Source organism: Pseudomonas sp. SJZ077 (genome assembly GCF_007993905.1).
Taxonomy (GTDB): Bacteria; Pseudomonadota; Gammaproteobacteria; order Pseudomonadales; family Pseudomonadaceae; genus Aquipseudomonas; species Aquipseudomonas mandelii.
On sequence record NZ_VIUJ01000005.1, the window covers coordinates 50,470 to 66,332 of the forward strand.

19 protein-coding genes are annotated in these 15,863 nt (G+C 59.3%); all 19 read left to right on the forward strand.

The window, feature by feature from the left end:
• Window positions 1–393 precede the first annotated feature (393 nt).
• The 19 genes from FBY01_RS10065 (at window position 394) to FBY01_RS10155 (ending at window position 15,861) form a co-directional block, all read left to right on the forward strand.
• On the forward strand, window positions 394–741 hold the full coding sequence (locus FBY01_RS10065) for a phage holin family protein (protein ID WP_010462762.1): 348 nt from the start codon (window positions 394–396) through the stop codon (window positions 739–741).
• 131 nt (window positions 742–872) lie between these two features.
• Window positions 873–1,457, forward strand: a complete 585-nt coding sequence (locus FBY01_RS10070; RefSeq protein WP_010462760.1) for a hypothetical protein — start codon at window positions 873–875, stop codon at window positions 1,455–1,457.
• The gene (locus tag FBY01_RS10075; protein WP_010462758.1) at window positions 1,454–1,636 is read left to right on the forward strand and encodes a DUF2635 domain-containing protein; all 183 of its coding nucleotides are present in this window, start codon (window positions 1,454–1,456) and stop codon (window positions 1,634–1,636) included. The genes FBY01_RS10070 and FBY01_RS10075 overlap by 4 nt, the downstream gene beginning before the upstream one ends.
• Window positions 1,636–3,132 carry a phage tail sheath subtilisin-like domain-containing protein gene (locus FBY01_RS10080; protein ID WP_077748339.1) on the forward strand — a complete coding sequence of 499 codons (1,497 nt, stop codon included), beginning with the start codon at window positions 1,636–1,638 and terminating at the stop codon, window positions 3,130–3,132. The genes FBY01_RS10075 and FBY01_RS10080 overlap by 1 nt, the downstream gene beginning before the upstream one ends.
• A gap of 80 nt (window positions 3,133–3,212) precedes the next feature.
• Window positions 3,213–3,560, forward strand: coding sequence for a phage tail tube protein (locus FBY01_RS10085; RefSeq protein WP_010462754.1), 348 nt, complete (start codon window positions 3,213–3,215; stop codon window positions 3,558–3,560).
• Window positions 3,557–3,853, forward strand: coding sequence for a phage tail assembly protein (locus tag FBY01_RS10090; protein WP_010462752.1), 297 nt, complete (start codon window positions 3,557–3,559; stop codon window positions 3,851–3,853). Before FBY01_RS10085 ends, FBY01_RS10090 begins: the two co-directional genes overlap by 4 nt.
• Before the next feature lie 130 nt (window positions 3,854–3,983).
• Entirely contained in the window at window positions 3,984–5,861 is a 1,878-nt protein-coding gene (locus FBY01_RS10095) for a hypothetical protein (protein ID WP_077748340.1), read from the forward strand.
• Window positions 5,848–7,083: a DNA circularization protein gene (locus FBY01_RS10100; protein WP_010462749.1), complete on the forward strand. Its 1,236-nt coding sequence runs from the start codon at window positions 5,848–5,850 to the stop codon at window positions 7,081–7,083. Before FBY01_RS10095 ends, FBY01_RS10100 begins: the two co-directional genes overlap by 14 nt.
• A gap of 2 nt (window positions 7,084–7,085) precedes the next feature.
• Complete coding sequence (locus FBY01_RS10105; RefSeq protein WP_010462746.1) at window positions 7,086–8,129, forward strand: phage baseplate assembly protein; 1,044 nt, start codon at window positions 7,086–7,088, stop codon at window positions 8,127–8,129.
• Window positions 8,130–8,203: 74 nt separating this feature from the next.
• A complete protein-coding gene (locus FBY01_RS10110) occupies window positions 8,204–8,713 on the forward strand; it encodes a phage baseplate assembly protein V (RefSeq protein WP_010462745.1) in 510 nt (169 codons plus the stop codon).
• Complete coding sequence (locus tag FBY01_RS10115) at window positions 8,713–9,111, forward strand: phage GP46 family protein (RefSeq protein WP_010462743.1); 399 nt, start codon at window positions 8,713–8,715, stop codon at window positions 9,109–9,111. Before FBY01_RS10110 ends, FBY01_RS10115 begins: the two co-directional genes overlap by 1 nt.
• Window positions 9,101–10,141: a baseplate J/gp47 family protein gene (locus FBY01_RS10120; protein ID WP_077748343.1), complete on the forward strand. Its 1,041-nt coding sequence runs from the start codon at window positions 9,101–9,103 to the stop codon at window positions 10,139–10,141. Before FBY01_RS10115 ends, FBY01_RS10120 begins: the two co-directional genes overlap by 11 nt.
• Window positions 10,132–10,731: a YmfQ family protein gene (locus FBY01_RS10125; RefSeq protein WP_010462739.1), complete on the forward strand. Its 600-nt coding sequence runs from the start codon at window positions 10,132–10,134 to the stop codon at window positions 10,729–10,731. Before FBY01_RS10120 ends, FBY01_RS10125 begins: the two co-directional genes overlap by 10 nt.
• Before the next feature lie 11 nt (window positions 10,732–10,742).
• A complete protein-coding gene (locus FBY01_RS10130) occupies window positions 10,743–11,894 on the forward strand; it encodes a hypothetical protein (protein WP_010462737.1) in 1,152 nt (383 codons plus the stop codon).
• Window positions 11,891–12,406, forward strand: a complete 516-nt coding sequence (locus tag FBY01_RS10135) for a phage tail protein (protein WP_145307551.1) — start codon at window positions 11,891–11,893, stop codon at window positions 12,404–12,406. Before FBY01_RS10130 ends, FBY01_RS10135 begins: the two co-directional genes overlap by 4 nt.
• A 125-nt stretch (window positions 12,407–12,531) precedes the next feature.
• Window positions 12,532–13,626 (forward strand): phage tail protein, encoded by a 1,095-nt coding sequence (locus FBY01_RS10140; RefSeq protein ID WP_145307549.1) that lies wholly within the window; start codon window positions 12,532–12,534, stop codon window positions 13,624–13,626.
• 7 nt (window positions 13,627–13,633) lie between these two features.
• Window positions 13,634–14,194, forward strand: coding sequence for a tail fiber assembly protein (locus tag FBY01_RS10145; RefSeq protein WP_145307547.1), 561 nt, complete (start codon window positions 13,634–13,636; stop codon window positions 14,192–14,194).
• Between the two features lie 39 nt (window positions 14,195–14,233).
• Window positions 14,234–15,445, forward strand: a complete 1,212-nt coding sequence (locus tag FBY01_RS10150; RefSeq protein WP_145307545.1) for a carbohydrate-binding protein CenC — start codon at window positions 14,234–14,236, stop codon at window positions 15,443–15,445.
• Between the two features lie 11 nt (window positions 15,446–15,456).
• Window positions 15,457–15,861, forward strand: coding sequence for a phage tail assembly chaperone (locus FBY01_RS10155; protein WP_010462727.1), 405 nt, complete (start codon window positions 15,457–15,459; stop codon window positions 15,859–15,861).
• The last annotated feature ends 2 nt before the right edge of the window (window positions 15,862–15,863 follow it).

Consider the following 15,863-nt stretch of genomic DNA (forward strand, 5'->3'; position numbering starts at 1 on the left):
AGCGCATAAATAAATGCATTTGCGCATTGACTGTATATGCATCCATGCATATTCTTTGTCTCAAGCCGCTCAACAAAGCAGCTCGAAACGAAGCTCTTTAGTTCCACCACAAAAGGCAGCGATGAACCGGCCTCAACGGTTCAGAGGGTTGGCAACTGACCCGGGTGTGCAGCGTAAAGCACCAGAAGCAGTTATCCGGCGGGCAGGGACCGCGGTCGGAAAAACAATCTGAATGGACTCGTACCGCGCCAGTAGCGCCGAAAAGTCAGCAGGACCGCATTACTGAAAAGCCCGGAACGCTCCGGGCTTTTTGGAATGCCTACCTTCAACACCCCAAGAGACACCGTTTGAAAGAACCACACATCACTCATCAATCACCCCGGGAGGCGTGACATGACAAACGAGCAACAAGCGTTGCTGGACATGCCGATCTGGCTTGTCATCGTCCTCGCCCTGGTGGGCGGGGTGTCCGGCGAAATGTGGCGCGCCGACAAGGACGGCGCCCGCGGCTGGTCACTGCTGCGGCGTCTGGCCTTGCGCTCCGGGGCCTGCGTTATCTGCGGGGTCTCGGCCATCATGCTGCTGTATGCCGCCGGCGTGTCGATCTGGGCCGCTTGCGCATTTGGCTGCCTAACGGCGATGGCCGGGGCGGACGTGGCCATTGGTCTCTATGAGCGCTGGGCGGCCAAGCGGATTGGCGTTTGCGAAGTGCCGCCGCGCGATTCTCGCCAGGATCACTGAAACCCAAGACCAATGGATTGGCGAGCAGCGGTGCCGACCGGCATCCGCCCCGCAAGGACGCGGGTTTCCCATGGCCAGTACCTTTGAATCAAACCCGCCCTCAGCGGGTTTTTAATGCCCGGTGAAAACCCATGAAAATCACTCCACTGATTTCGCAACTGCGTGATCACTGCCCAACCCTCGCCAATCGCGTGGCCGCCGGCATCGACCTCACCACACTGCAAGCCGACAACCCACTGCAAACCCCTTGCGCCTACGTCGTACCGATCGCCGATCTGGCGAGCAAAAGCGTGGCGCAGAACCTGAACCTGCAACCGATCCGCGACAACTTTGAAGTGACCCTGGTGCTCGACACCACGGACGCTACAAAAGCGCTGGATCTGATGCACGACCTGCGGGCCGAGCTGTGGCGTGCGCTGGTGGGTTTCAAGCCCGGCAGCGACTACCAGGCCATCGCGTATGACGGTGGCGAACTGGTTTCCATTAATAGCAGCCGTGCGCTGTATCGCCTGCGCTTTTTTACCGAGTTCCAGCTCGGCCGCAATCTGCCTGGTCAGCCTGCGGAGAGCTGGCACGAACGTGAACTGGACGGCTTGTCGTCCTTTACCGGGGTCACGGTGCGGGTCGATGCGATCGATCCGGCGGACCCCAATCTGAAACGCCCGGGGCCCGACGGGCGCCTGGAACTGACTTTCTCTGGAGACGTAACCCCATGAGCAAACGCATCACCGTGCTGCCGGCCCCAGGCCGTGCCGTGCCCGACCCGGAAGCGGGCGATCTGTTGCCCCTCGAGGGCCGTGAAGTGCCGGACAACGCCTGGTGGCGTCGACGTCTGGCTGATGGCGATATCACTACCAAAGCCGTGAAAGCGGCAAAACCACAGGGAGCCCAATAATGGCGATCGGATTCAGCAACATCCCCGCGGACATTCGTGTTCCGCTGTTCTACGCCGAGATGGATAACTCGACGGCCAATAGCGCATCCTCGGCCATGCGCCGTCTGATCGTCGCCCAGGTCAACGACAACATTGCGCCGGCCGACGTCGGCAAGCTGGTGCTGGTGTCCAGCGTGGCGCTGGCCAAAAGCGTCGGTGGCCAAGGCTCGATGCTGGCCTCTATGTACGAGACGTTTCGCAAGACCGATCCGGTCGGCGAGATCTGGTGTCTGCCGCTGCACAACACAGAAGGCAGCATTGCCAAAGGCGTGCTGACCCTGACTGGCGCGGCCACCCAAAGCGGTGTGCTCAACCTCTATGTGGGTGGCGTTCGCGTTCAAGCGGCCATCGTCAACGGCGCGACGGCGACTCAAGCGGCAACGACGCTGGCGCTGAAAATCAACGCAGCTGCCGATCTGCCGGTCACCGCCGCTGCGGCTGAAGGTGTCGTGACCCTGAGTGCCAAGTGGACCGGCGACAGCGGCAACGACATCAGCCTGCAATTCAATCGCCTGGGCAAGAGCAATGGCGAAGAAACGCCGGCCGGCCTGACCTCGGCAATCACCGCCATGACCGGCGGCGCCGGGGTCCCGGATCAGGTTGGAGCCGTGGCAGCGCTGGGCGATGAGCCGTTCGAGTTCATCTGCATGCCGTGGTCGGACCTGTCGACCCTCAACACCTGGCAAGCCGTCATGGATGACAGCACCGGTCGTTGGTCCTGGGCCAAGCAATTGTTCGGTCACGTCTACAGCGCCAAGCGCGGCACTATCGGAACACTGGTTGCCGCTGGTCAGGCGCGTAACGATCAGCACATGACCATTCAGGCGCTGGAACCGGGCGTACCGCAACCGTTCTGGGTTCAGGCCGCTGCACTGGCTGCACGCACGTCGGTGTTCATCTCCGCCGATGCCAGTCGTCCGACTCAAAGCGGTAGCCTGCCAGGTCTCGATCCGGCTCCGGCGAGCGAACGTTTTACCCTGACTGAGCGTCAGTCGCTGCTGAACTACGGCATCGCCACTGCCTACTACGAAGGCGGCTACGTGCGCATTCAGCGCTCGATCACCACCTACCAGAAGAATGCCTACGGCCAAGCCGACAATTCCTACCTGGACAGCGAAACCATGCACCAGTCGGCGTTCATTGTGCGGCGCCTGCAAAGCGTGATTACCAGCAAGTACGGTCGCCACAAACTGGCTTCCGACGGCACCCGTTTCGGCGCCGGCCAGCCGATTGTGACCCCGAGCACTATTCGCGGTGAGCTGATCGCCCAGTACGCCAAGCTCGAACTGGAAGGCCACGTCGAAAACGCCGAGCTGTTCGCCCAGCACCTGATCGTCGAGCGCGACGTGCAGGACCCGAGCCGGGTCAATGTGCTGTTCCCGCCGGACTACATCAACGGCTTGCGCGTGTTCGCGCTGCTCAACCAATTCCGTCTGCAGTACGACGACGCGGCGTGATCGCTGCCGTTCTCTGACTGTAAAGACTGTGTGATTTCAGCCCACCGCGCGTGGGCTTTTTATTTGAAGGGAGAAACACCATGGGTCAACTGATTGCAGGCACCTGCTACGTCAAAGTGGACGGCGCTCAACTGACCATCAACGGCGGCTGCGAAGCGCCTTTGATGGCGGTGAAACGGGAAACCGTCGTACCCGGCTTCTACAAGGAAACCGATATCGCACCGTCGTTTAAAGTCACAGCGCTGCACACCGCGGACTTCCCGCTCAAACAGCTGATAGCCGGTTCCGACATGACCGTCACCTGCGAGTTCAGCAACGGCAAAGTCTACGTGCTGGCCGGTGCGTATCTAGTTGAAGAGCCGGCCTCCAAGGGCGATGACGCCACCATCGAACTGAAATTCGAAGGCATCAAGGGGACCTGGCAATGAGCGACGCCGTGAAGCTTCAAGTTGCGATCGAAGCTCACGGCGAGCCCTTGACCGAACTCAACCTGCGCCGTCCGACGGTGCAGGAAGTTCGAGCGATAAAGGCGCTGCCGTACAAGATCGACAAGAGCGAAGAAGTGAGCTTGGACATGGACGTCGCGGCCAAATACATCGCGATCTGCGCCGGCATCCCGCCGTCGTCGGTCAACCAGTTGGACCTGGCTGACCTCAATGCGCTGAGCTGGGCCGTCGCCAGTTTTTTCATGAGTGCGGCGTCGGCGCCATCACCGACCTGATCGCAGTCGCCTATGACCTGGCCTGGTTCTGGAAGGTTGACCCCGAACAGATGATGGCCAGGCCACTGGATGTGCTCCGCGAATCGCTGGAGCACGCGCAACGGATCAATGCGATGCAGCAGGTGCAGTGATGGCGAATACACAGATAAACATGAGCCAGACGAATATCCAGGCCACGGTGAACATGATCGTGGTGATGCAGGGCGCCAAGAAACTGGACGCCGAGCTGAAGGGCATTCGTGGCAAGGTCGCATCGTTTAAAAAGAGCATGGAGGACAGCGGTCTCAAGCCGCTGGATCTCTCTGGATTTATCTCCGGCGGCGGTTTGCTGAAGCCGTTTCAGGACAGCATCAAAAAAGCGATCGCGTTTCAGGATGAGTTGGCGAAAAAGGCCAGCAGTCTCAAAGGGCTCAAAGTCCCCAAAGTCGGCCTCGGGGAAACGTCCGCCAACCTCGCCAAATTCAACAAGGCGCTGGATGACATTTCGTTGAAAGTCGGCCAGGCATTGCTCCCGGCCCTCAACAGCATCGTCACTGCGCTCGCGCCGGTAATGACCTCTATCGGCCAGTTTGTGGCGGCCAACCCTTATCTGGTGGAAGGATTGGCCGCCGCCGCGGTGGCTTTCACCGTTGTCACGGTGGCAGCGATGGGCCTGGCCACGGTGATGGGCATTTTGACCTCGCCGATTGGCTTGATTGCCGCTGCTGTCGCGGCGGTCGTCGCGGTCCTCGTTATCGGCGCCCGATTGATAATGGACAACTGGCAGCCGATTTCAGGATTTTTCACCGGGCTCTGGCAAGGCATTTCAAGTGAGTCCGACGCTGCGATTACCCGGGTCAAGGCACTGTTCGACTGGAAGCCGGGTGAAGTTGTGAAGAAATATTGGAATGAAGCGGGCGACTATATGTCCGGCGCCATAGACAGGGGTGGCGCCTTCACCCGCAAGTCACTGGATGAGGTGAAGTCTGCCTTCTTCGAAGCCGGTATCAGCGTCACCACCACGGTTGCCGGATGGCTGGGCACAATCAAACCCTACTTTGACTGGTCGCCAAAAGAGCAGGTCGACAAGGCGATTGGGGCGGTCGTTCGTATTTACAACGATGTCGGTAACAACTTGATCAACACTGTTGCCGGATGGCTGGACACACTCAAATCGTACTTCGACTGGTCGCCAAAAGGGCAAATCGACAAGGCGATGAGCGCGGTCGTCGGCGTCTATACCGATGTCTTTGACGGCATTACCGCTCGTGTCGTTGCGGGGCTGGAAACCCTCAAGTCAGTGTTCACCTGGTCGCCCAAGGCGCTCATCGAAGAAACCTGGCAACCGGTGGCGGGTGTTTTCACTGCGCTATGGGACGTCATCTGGGCACTGAGCGCGTCGGTGGCGGACCGTCTCAAAGGTTTGTTCGATTGGTCGGCGCAGGAACGGGTCCGCGTTTGCTGGGAAGGCGTGGAAGGTTTTTTTGCCGGTTTGTGGGAATCCTTGACTGGCCCGCTACAGACAGTAAAAGACCTGTTCCAGTCGCTATTCGGTTGGTCGCCCAAGGACCAGTTCACAGCAAACTGGGAACCCCTGTTGGGTTGGTTCAGCGATTTGTCGGCGAAACTACAGGCTGTGATAGGGCCAATCAGAGCGCTGCTGGATGGCAACCTTTCCGGTTTTGTCGCGACAATCACCGGCAACGTTGACAGTGTCACCGAGCAGAGTGGCAAGCCAGGTGCTGACGGCGAAAATGGCCTGGCGCCTTCGTTCTTCCGCAAGAACACGCCGGCCCCGCAAGCGACTTCAGTGTCGTCCGGCAATCTCCCCCAACACTCCAGCGCCCTGATCCAGCAAACCGCTACCAACAACCGCACGCAACTCGAAGGCGGCCTGACCGTGCGCTTCGAAAATGCTCCGGCGGGCATGCGCACCGATCAACCACAAACCAATCAACCGGCGCTGGCGCTCACTTCGCGCATCGGCTACCGCTCACTTTCACTTGGAGGTTCCAATGAGCTGGCGTGATCGTTTGATGCCGGCGTCCTTTCGGGGTGTCGGATTCTGGGTTGATCAGGCGAAATCCCCGGTCGGCCAAAAAGGCCAGTTGCACGAGTATCCGCAGCGAGACCTGCCGTACTTCGAAGGCCTTGGCCAACAGGCGAAGATTCACGATCTGACGGCGTTCATCGTCGGCCCCGATTGCCTGGAGCAGCGCGACAAGTTGCTCAAGGCGCTGGAGCAGGGCAGTGGCGAGCTGGTCCATCCGTGGCTCGGACGGCTACAGGTCAAGGTCGGCGAATGCGACATGACCCACACCCGCCAGGACGGCGGGTTGGTGACGTTTGCCCTGAAGTTCTACCCGGATGTGCCGGTGCCGTTTCCGGTCGCGGCGATCAGTACACAGAAACTGTTGCTGGCGTCCGCGGACACTTTCCTGGGCTCGGCGGTGGCGCGCTTCGAAGATGCCATGAGCCTGATCCAGGCGGCGCGGATCGGCATTGCCGACCTGCGCAACAGCATCAAGGACATCTACGGGGTGATCCAGCAACAGCTGCAACCGTTGATCGACCAATACCGCCAGATCAGCGACCTGGTCAAAGCCGTGAAGGAATTGCCCAAGGAAGTAGCGGCGGAGTTCAAGGCGTTGCTCGGCGACATCAAGGAGCTCAAGGACTTCGCTCGTGAGGGGTATCGTGGCGTGATTGCCAACGTCTCCCAGCAGGTCGAAGCGATCCGCAAGGCCGATGCACCGAAGCTGACTACCGGCAAAGACACCATGGCCGCGGCTCAGGCACTGACCAACCTGGTGCAGGATGCCTTGGTGGTGCAGGCCGCCAAATGGGTGGCCTTGTTGCCGATTGCGACGTTGCCGGTGAAGGTTTCTCCGTCACCGCTGGATCTGCAGGTAGAGCAGCCGGTCACCCGCCCGGAGGTGCCGGTGATTGATGATGTGCAAAGGGCGCTCAAGGAAATTGAAGAGGCGATCAAACTGGTCGAGGACAAGGCCAATCCTGCGCACTATCAGGCCGCGGCTGATCTGCGCCAGAAGCTGAAAGCGCACCTAAAGGCCGTTGCATCGTCTGGCATCAGGCTGGTGAGCAAGTCTTTTCAGGACAGCCTGCCGGCGCTGGTTGCGATCTACAGACAGGTGGCTGACGCCACTCGGGTCCTGGAAGTGACTCAGCGCAACGGCATTGTCCACCCAGGCTTTCTCCCGCCGCGCGAACTCAAGATCTCCGGGGAGTAGCCATGAACGAGCAGGATAACCGCGTCACGCTGACCGTCGACAATCTTGAATACGGCGGGTGGAAAAGCGTAGAAATCACGGCGGACCTGGAGCGTCAGTTCCGCACCTTCAAACTCGACATCACCTGGCAATGGCCGGGGCAGACCGAGGTGCGCCGGATTCAACCCGGCGCACCCTGCGAAGTGCGCATCGGCAGTGATCTGGTGCTGACTGGTTATGTGTTCAAGGCCCCCATCAGCTATGACGGGCAACGCATCAGCCTGAGCATTGAAGGCAGCTCAAAGACCCAGGACCTGGTGGATTGTGCCGCGACCAATAAACCCAACCAGTGGCACCAGCAATCGCTGCTGCGAATCGTGCAAGACCTGGTCTCGACCTACGGCGGTTATGTCGTCAGTGAAATCCCGGAAACGGCTCGGCGAGACAGTCACACCATTGTGCCCGGCGAGACGGTTTTCCAGTCCATCGACCGATTGCTGTCGTTGTTCCGAGTGTTTTCCACCGATGATGCGCAAGGCCGGGTCGTGCTCGCACGGCCGGGCAGCGGTGGGCGTGCCAGTGAAGCGCTGGAGTTGGGCAAGAACATTCTCTCGGCCAACGCGCCGACGGACTACAGCCAGGTGTTTTCCGAATACCGGGTGATTGGCCAGCAGAAGGGTGACGACAAGAAAAGCGGGGCGGCGGTCAGCGAGGTCGAGGCGGTTTCCACGGACCTTGGCTTCAAGCGACGGCGAACCACGGTGATCAATGAAGGCATGCAGATCACCCCAGAACTGGCCCTGCAAAGGGCCAACTGGGAAAGCGCCACCCGTATGGGCAAGGCCCTGACCACGACCTATCAAGTGCAAGGCTGGCGGCAAGCGAACGGCGATTTGTGGCGACATAACACACTGGTGCGGGTCAAGGATCCGGTGCTGGAAGTGGATGGCGACATGCTGATTTCCAAGGTCACTTACTCGCTTTCGCAGCAGGGCTCAATCACAACCCTGCAAGTCGCGCCACCTCACACGTTCGACGCCAACCCCGCGCCGCCCAAGAAAGCCTGAACTTGGCGCCGGATCTTCCGTGCGTCCCATTCTGTGAATGATCGCGTTCGGGTCGATTATCCGAAGGAAACCCAATGAGCCTACTGACACGCCTCCTGGCGCGCGGCACCGTCGTGCTCGCCAACTCGGCCACCAAGCTTCAATCGCTGCAAATGCGCCTCACCGCCGGCGAAGTGAACGACGACATGGAGCACTTTGAACCCTACGGTTTCACCAGCAACCCGCTGGCCGGCGCCGAAGGTATCGCCACGTTTCTGGGCGGTGACCGTTCCCACGCCATCGTGTTGGTGGTCGCCGACCGTCGCTATCGCCTCAAGGCCCTGGCCCAGGGCGAAGTGGCGATCTACACCGACGAGGGCGACAAGATCCACTTCAAGCGCGGGCGGGTCATCGACATCGAAACCGCGACCCTGAATATCCGCGCCAGTACCGCCGTAAACATCGACACGCCGGTGATCAATCAGACGGGCAAGGTCGTCTCCACTGGCGATCAGATTGCCGGCGGCATCAGCCAGATCAAGCACGTGCACGTCGGCGTGCAGGCGGGCAATGGCCAGACCGGTGTACCGGCAGGAGGGCAGTGATGTTCATCAGTCAGAACCTCCACGCCGCGCTGACCCGTTCAGTGCTGATCAGCCTGTTCACCTGGCGCCGCGCCGCCGATGACGATGCCCTCGATGACGAAGAACGTTTCGGCTGGTGGGGCGACACCTTTCCCACAGTGGCGGACGACCGGATCGGCTCGCGGCTGTGGCTGCTGCGCCGGGTCAAGTTGACCCGCCAGACCCAGATGGACGCCGAGTTCTATGCCCGTGAAGCCTTGCAATGGCTGCTCGATGACGGCCATTGCAGCGCCATCGACATCATCAGCGAACGCCTCGACGCCCAGCGCCTTAACCTGCGCACGGTCCTGACCCTGGCCGACGGCGAGCGCCTGGACATCAATCCTGATAACAGTTGGCAGGTGATTTATGCCGTTTGAAACTCCTTCGCTGCCGGTGCTGATCAAACGCGCCCAAAGCGACCTGGCCAGCGATTCGCTGCGCCAGTCCGATGCGCAAGTGCTGGCCCGAACCCTCGGCGGCGCGGCTTATGGTCTGTATGGCTACCTTGACTGGATTGCCGAGCAGATTCTGCCAGACAAAGCCGATGAGTCGACGCTGGAACGGATCGCCGCATTGCGCCTGAACCAGCCACGTAAAGCGGCGCAAGCGGCGACGGGCAGTGTCAGTTTTACCGCCAGCGCCGGTGCTGTGCTGGACGTCGACACGTTGCTGCAATCGAGCGACGGTCGCACGTATAAAGTCACCGCTTCACGCACCACCAGCAATGGCCTCAACAGCACGACCATCGCAGCGCTCGACGCTGGCAGCCTGGGCAATGCCGACGCCGGCCTGACGCTGATTCCGGTGCAGCCGATTCTGGGCATTGTCGGCAGCAGCTTCACTGTTGAGGCTCCGGGATTGATCGGTGGTGTCGCGCAGGAAAGTCTGGAGTCCCTGCGGTCCAGGGTGATCAGTTCCTATCGCATCATCCCCCATGGTGGTTCGGCGCAAGATTACGAAACCTGGGCGCTGGAATTTCCCGGGGTCACCCGTGCCTGGTGCCGCGGCAGTTACCTGGGCCCAGGCACCGTTGGCTTGTTCATCATGCGCGATGACGATCCACAACCGTTGCCCAACCCCGTGCAACTGGCTGAAGTCCAGGCCTACATCGAACCGCTGCGCCCGGTTACCGCCGAGTTGCACGTGTTGCCACCGGTACAAAAGCCAGTCACCTATCAACTGAGTCTGACGCCCGATACCAGCGCTGTCCGCGCCGCTGTCGAGGCGCAACTGCGCGATCTGCACAACCGCGAAGCCGGCCTGGGTGACACCTTGCTGATCAGCCACATCCGTGAAGCGATCAGCAGCGCCACGGGTGAAAGCGATCATGTACTGGCCAGTCCGTCAGCCAATGTGCAAGCCGCCGTCAACCAGTTGCTGACCTTCGGGGGGTGCGTATGGCAGTGATCAGAACCGCCGCGCAGTACCAGGCGCAACTGCGCAGTTTGCTGCCCAGCGGCCCGGCCTGGGATCCCGAACGAGTGCCGGAACTCGAGGAGGTCCTCGAAGGCGTGTCTCAGGAACTGGCTCGCCTCGACGCTCGCGCCGCCGACCTGCTCAACGAGATGGACCCGGCAGGCGTCAGCGAACTGGTGCCGGACTGGGAGCGAGTGATGAACCTGCCCGACCCGTGTCTTGGCGCCACGCCGCTGTTCGACGACCGACGACTTGCCGTGCGCCGCCGACTGCTCGCGGTCGGCAGTCAGGCCGTCAGCTACTACATCGAGATCGCCCGCACTCAAGGCTACCCGAACGCGACCATCACCGAACACGAAGCCCCGCGGATGGGGCGCGCACGATTCGGTGCGGCGCATTTTGGCACATGGCAGGTGCAGTTCATGTGGACGCTCAACACTGGCGGGCGTTTGTTGCTCGGTCGACGTTTCGGTGCCAGTTACTGGGGCGAACGCTTCGGCATGAACCCGGGCTCTGCCCTGGAATGTCTGATCCACCGCAGTGCCCCGGCGCATACCAAGGTGCACATCAATTATGACTAGGAAGTAGAGAGATGGATTTTCCAACGAAAGTGCCCAGCGCCGGGTTGGTGGACGGCAAGTTTATCGATGAGAACCCGATGACCGGGACGCCGGGGTCACTGATTCCGGCAAGCTGGGGCAATGGGGTGACGCAGGAAATTGTGAACGTGATTAAGGCCGGAGATTTGACACCGGACGAGACGAAGTATGACCAATTGCTGCAAGCCATTCAGAGCGTTTCGGCCAAGGGCTGGAATCTCGATTCAGCGTTGCCGATTGGCTCGCTGCCGACACCCACTGTGGCTACAGCTGACGGGCGTCTGTCGGTGACTCCGATGGCGGTGTCTACCAGCGGCGGGAAAGTGTCAATTCCGGCCGGGGTGTTGGTCAGCCTGGGCCAGGAAGTGGTGGCGGGGCAGTTGGGACGGTTACGCACGTTTACCACCCAGGCCTGGAGCAGTGCGGAGATGTTGCCGAATGCCTGGTATTTCTTGAGGGCTCAGGTGGTGGGGGGTGTGCTCAAGTTCTATACCCAGCGCGGCAGTCTGTATGACCTTGCCCCCGCTTCCTTGAAAGGCACGCCAGATGGGGCGGGGGGAGGCGGTTTTCAATCGACTCCGCTGGACATGTGTCTCGCCTGGATCATTAGCAGCACACCTGGATCGGTGCCGTCAGTGTTCCCTATTTACAACCGTTCGCGACTCACTTGGACACAAACCGTAAATGGCACAGGCGCCATTTATCTACCTCTCGATCCCCATGCGCGTTCGGCACGCCTGATCGTCGGTAACCCGACGCCCTCGTCGACGGATATCTCCGGTGTAGCTTTTGCGCTGTCGGGTTGGGTGGGTGGCAACTACTGCTTTCTCTCACCGGCGCTGACGACCAGCTCCAACCATGACGGCGGTTGGACAACACCGCTGCCGTGTACGATTTTCACCAATAACTTTGTCAACGATGTAACGGTTACCACCCTGACCGCCAGTTTTGACCATTCGCAATTACGCTCGTTGTGGCAGTCCTACCAGGCGGAACACACATTGGGTTCGACCAGTGCCGTCAGCGATGAACTGTTGTTCAGCATGGGCATCAAGAACCATCCCGTGACTGACTATGTTTCGGGTATCGCGGTCAATTTCAGTGCCGCTGTCAATATCAGTTTTTCCTGGGAGCTGATTCGATGAACGTTATTCAAGAGCTTCATCAATTCGAGGACGGACTTCGTCCCCCACAACCTTCTGTTGCGCACGCATGGGATGGAGAAAAGTGGGTGCCGGATGCTTCGAAAGTCGCGCTAATGGAACAGCTGAACATCGAACGCCTGTGCGCCGGAGTTGATGCGGCGGCGGACTATGCGCGCAATGCTCTGGCCGGTGATCCGCTCAAGGCCATGGAATACGCACAAGCCGCTGCCGAGGCTCAGGCTTACATAGACGAAGGCTATCCGAAAAAAGCGGTGCCCCTCTCGGTGTCTGCCTGGGTCGTCAAAGGACGTACCGCCAGGCAGGCGGTAGATCAGATCATTGCCAAGGCAGCTCGATTCAAGGAGGGGCTGCTGACACTTCGAACCCTTCGTTTGAAAGCGAAAGAACAAATCAAAGTTCATATCGCCAAGGGTAAAACCGATCTCGCCAATCAAGTCAGTGAAGACGCGATTGCCGCAATACGTGCTGTGGCGAACGACCTCGCTGGCTAATCCATTCGAAATATCCGCTGTACCCAACGCCCACCCTTCCGTGGGTGTTTTTGTTTTTTTTCAAACATGACCTGCATTGCCGTTGTGCCATGGCCATGCAGGACTTTATTACAGGGAGCAGAACGATGGATTATCCAAAAAGCATCCCCAGTGTCGGATTGGTGGCCGGCCGGTTTGTCGATGAAAACCCGGTGGCCGGTACGCCGGGATCTTTGATTCCGGCGGTGTGGGGCAACGCAGTTACGCAAGAGATTCTGGGTGTTGTGGCCGGGGCCGGAATGGCCGCGTCGGAAGCGGACAACGGTCAGTTGCTCAAGGCGATCCAGGCGATTATCGGCGTGACCAGTCCGATGCGCTCGGTGGTCACCCGACTGGCTGCATCGAAAATGCTGGTGCCAGAAGAACTTGGTCTGGTGTTGATTGACGCCAGCTCCGGAGCCGCCACTATCACGCTTGCGCCGGCCAACGTTGCCATGGGCGTTCGCGACGTCATTGTGCGACGCGTGGACAACAGCGGCAACCGACTGGTTATCCAGGCTGCCGGCACTGATCGCATCAGATTTCACACCCATTTATCTGCGACCGGTTACACGTTCCTGGTGTTGATGGGCGGCGGCGACTGGTGGCATTTGCGCAGCGATGGCGCCGGTAGTTGGTGGCCTGTGGGGCGGTTTGACAATACCCCTTTGGGTCGACCGTTTTTCGAAACCACCACGTTGCTCAGCCCCGGTGGCTATGGGGCGCTCAACGGTACGGTCATGAACCGTGCGCAATGGCCTTGGTTGTGGGATCACGCCCAACAATCGGGAATGCTTGGCTCCGAGGCTGCGCGAGTGGGCAACGAAGGCAAGTGGACCAGTGGTGATGGTGCGTTGACGTTTCGTGGTCCTGAAAACCGCGGGGAGTTCTTGAGGGTTCTGGACGAAGGACGTGGCGTTGATACGGATCGGGCCATGGGCGCCTTCCAGCGCGGCTCGATCCATTCCTATGCACAAGGGGCTAACGGTGGCGGTGCGGTGGGTTCGCGATGGTCCGATAGCCTAGCCGCATTTGGCGCAGATACCCGTGAGGAAATTCAGTATGTATCGGGGTTAAGCAACGGTGGTCCTATCTACCCTGCGGGCACCTCTTACCAAATGGATGCTGCCAATACCTTGCTTTTCGCCTTCAAATCCCGCCCTCGCAACATCGCCTATCCCGGCCGCATCAAACTTATCTGAGGTGTCCATGTTTAATTATCTGATTGATAACTCGGGGGCCTTGTCCGGGCCTGTCGAGTTTTTTGTGACGCCGGGTATCGGCATTCAACTTCCTGGTAATGCCGTGGAGCTTTCATTTGAATTACCTCCGGCGGAACAAGGCCGTAGCTGGGCGCTGGTCAATGATGTTCCGCGCGAAGTGATTGACCGGCGTGGCGTGGTTTATTGCAAAGAAGGTGGAGCCCGGCAGGTCTGGAATGAACTCGGGGAGTTGCCCGACACCTTTACTACTGCTCCGTGGCCGGGAGAGTTTTATATCTGGCGCGATAACACCTGGGAGTTGGACGAACAGGCGCGGTTGGCAGATTTGAGGAATCAGTTGCTGGCCAAGCGCGACGCACTGCTTGGTGACGCGGTCTTGCGCATAGCCCCTCTTCAATATGCCGAAGATATGGGTGACGCCACTCATGATGAGCAACTGGCATTGATGGAGTGGAAGCTCTACAGCGTTGAGTTGAATCGTCTTGAACGGCAAGCAACCTTTCCAGCTGAGATTGACTGGCCGCAACTTCCAGGTTCGACCGAGTGACCCCAACAGCCTCTATGCCCTACAACCAGAGTAGATAAGATGGACTATCCAAAAAGCGTAACCAGCGCGGGGCTGGTCAACGGCCAATTTGTCGATGAAAACCCGGTCGCCGGAACCCCCGGTTCCCTGATTCCTGCCACTTGGGGCAATGCCGTCACCCAGGAAATCGTCAACACCATCACAGCTGCCGGACTGATGCCTTCCGAAAATCAAACGGATCAGTTGAGCCTGGCCATTAAGGAGTTGGCGAAACTCGACCCGCAACAGAATTTTCCTGTACAGGTTTATCGCAAAAACCTGCTGATTAATGGCAACTTCGATATCTGGCAGCGCGGGACAGCCAACTTGGGACCTTACACCGGGGCCTATATTGCTGACCGTTTTCGTTGCGACTGGAACGGGAGCGCCGGGGTGAATATTTCCAGGCAGAATTTTGCACTGGGTCAGACCGAGGTCCCCAATGAACCCCGTTACTTTATGCGTTGGCAGCAAATCACCGCGGGAGTTGGCGCCAGCGTACATAAGATCTCCCAGGCTATCGAATCGGTCAGGACCTTGGCGGGAAGAGCCGCGACGTTGACGTTCTGGGCCAAGGCCGACACGGCGCGTCAAATCAATGTGACGATCGCACAGTATTTCGGTGCGGGCGGTAGCGTGGATACGGTGACGCCGGTGGGCAGCTTTCAACTCAAGACTTCGTGGTCCCGATACAGTGCAACGATTCAAGTTCCGTCCTTGGCGGGTAAGTCATTAGGAAGTAGTGGTAATGACTTTCTGCGGCTGTCCTTCGACCTGCCTATGAATGTTTTGCAAGTCATTGACCTGGCGCAGGTTCAGTTGGAAGAGGGGCGAGTGTCAACGCCGTTCGAGCTCCGTAGCCCGGGCGATGAGTTGATGATGTGCCAGCGTTATTACGAAAAAACCTACAGTCAGGATGTGCCGCCGGGCACCGTGACAGGTCCCTACGGTGCACTGATATCCACAGTGAAACAGGGGCAAACAGGGTTCGCCTCACAGCCCTTGGCTCAGTGGACTTTCAAGGTTGAAAAGAGAGGTACTCCGAGTCTCAGTTTGTATACCACCACGTCAAAGGGAGTTGCTGGGCAATGGCGTTCGGGAAGTGACGATATGTCATCGGCTAATGCGCGGGCGCTTGGGGTTTCGACTCGCGGCGTCTGGGTGGATAACTCCGATATCGGGTTGATCGCTCAGTCGTACTACATCCACGTCACCGCCGACGCCGAACTTTAAGGAGGTTTCATATGAGCTATCAACTTACTCAAGATCCGGACACTGTCATCCGTCTGCCTGACGGGGCAACCGTTCCCCTTCATCACCGTTTCTGGGATGAATATCAGCAATGGTTGGCGAGCGGTGGTGTGCCGTTGCCTGTGATTCTGGACGGTGCTTCAGAAGCGAAACCCGAACCAGAGACTGTTGCTCGAGCCTGGCGGGATCAAGCGTTGGCCGCCAGCCAATGGCTGGTCGACCGTGATCGCGATCAGCAAGCGGCGGGCACTCCGATGACCTTGAACAGCGATCAATATCATGAACTGCTGGATTACCGGCAGGATCTGCGTGACTGGCCCTCAACGGCCAACTTTCCAAAAGACTTCAGCAAACCCCTGGCGCCTGTCTGGTTAAAAACAACGGCCAATGGAACATGACC

Coding starts and splice junctions, on each gene's coding strand:
- FBY01_RS10155 (WP_010462727.1), top strand. CDS start 15,457: ATGAGCTATCAACTTACTCAAGATCCGGACACTGTCATCCGTCTGCCT.
- FBY01_RS10100 (WP_010462749.1), top strand. CDS start 5,848: ATGAGCTGGCGTGATCGTTTGATGCCGGCGTCCTTTCGGGGTGTCGGA.
- FBY01_RS10080 (WP_077748339.1), top strand. CDS start 1,636: ATGGCGATCGGATTCAGCAACATCCCCGCGGACATTCGTGTTCCGCTG.
- FBY01_RS10145 (WP_145307547.1), top strand. CDS start 13,634: ATGTTTAATTATCTGATTGATAACTCGGGGGCCTTGTCCGGGCCTGTC.
- FBY01_RS10120 (WP_077748343.1), top strand. CDS start 9,101: ATGCCGTTTGAAACTCCTTCGCTGCCGGTGCTGATCAAACGCGCCCAA.
- FBY01_RS10075 (WP_010462758.1), top strand. CDS start 1,454: ATGAGCAAACGCATCACCGTGCTGCCGGCCCCAGGCCGTGCCGTGCCC.
- FBY01_RS10105 (WP_010462746.1), top strand. CDS start 7,086: ATGAACGAGCAGGATAACCGCGTCACGCTGACCGTCGACAATCTTGAA.
- FBY01_RS10065 (WP_010462762.1), top strand. CDS start 394: ATGACAAACGAGCAACAAGCGTTGCTGGACATGCCGATCTGGCTTGTC.
- FBY01_RS10115 (WP_010462743.1), top strand. CDS start 8,713: ATGTTCATCAGTCAGAACCTCCACGCCGCGCTGACCCGTTCAGTGCTG.
- FBY01_RS10095 (WP_077748340.1), top strand. CDS start 3,984: ATGGCGAATACACAGATAAACATGAGCCAGACGAATATCCAGGCCACG.
- FBY01_RS10085 (WP_010462754.1), top strand. CDS start 3,213: ATGGGTCAACTGATTGCAGGCACCTGCTACGTCAAAGTGGACGGCGCT.
- FBY01_RS10150 (WP_145307545.1), top strand. CDS start 14,234: ATGGACTATCCAAAAAGCGTAACCAGCGCGGGGCTGGTCAACGGCCAA.
- FBY01_RS10070 (WP_010462760.1), top strand. CDS start 873: ATGAAAATCACTCCACTGATTTCGCAACTGCGTGATCACTGCCCAACC.
- FBY01_RS10130 (WP_010462737.1), top strand. CDS start 10,743: ATGGATTTTCCAACGAAAGTGCCCAGCGCCGGGTTGGTGGACGGCAAG.
- FBY01_RS10140 (WP_145307549.1), top strand. CDS start 12,532: ATGGATTATCCAAAAAGCATCCCCAGTGTCGGATTGGTGGCCGGCCGG.
- FBY01_RS10110 (WP_010462745.1), top strand. CDS start 8,204: ATGAGCCTACTGACACGCCTCCTGGCGCGCGGCACCGTCGTGCTCGCC.
- FBY01_RS10125 (WP_010462739.1), top strand. CDS start 10,132: ATGGCAGTGATCAGAACCGCCGCGCAGTACCAGGCGCAACTGCGCAGT.
- FBY01_RS10090 (WP_010462752.1), top strand. CDS start 3,557: ATGAGCGACGCCGTGAAGCTTCAAGTTGCGATCGAAGCTCACGGCGAG.
- FBY01_RS10135 (WP_145307551.1), top strand. CDS start 11,891: ATGAACGTTATTCAAGAGCTTCATCAATTCGAGGACGGACTTCGTCCC.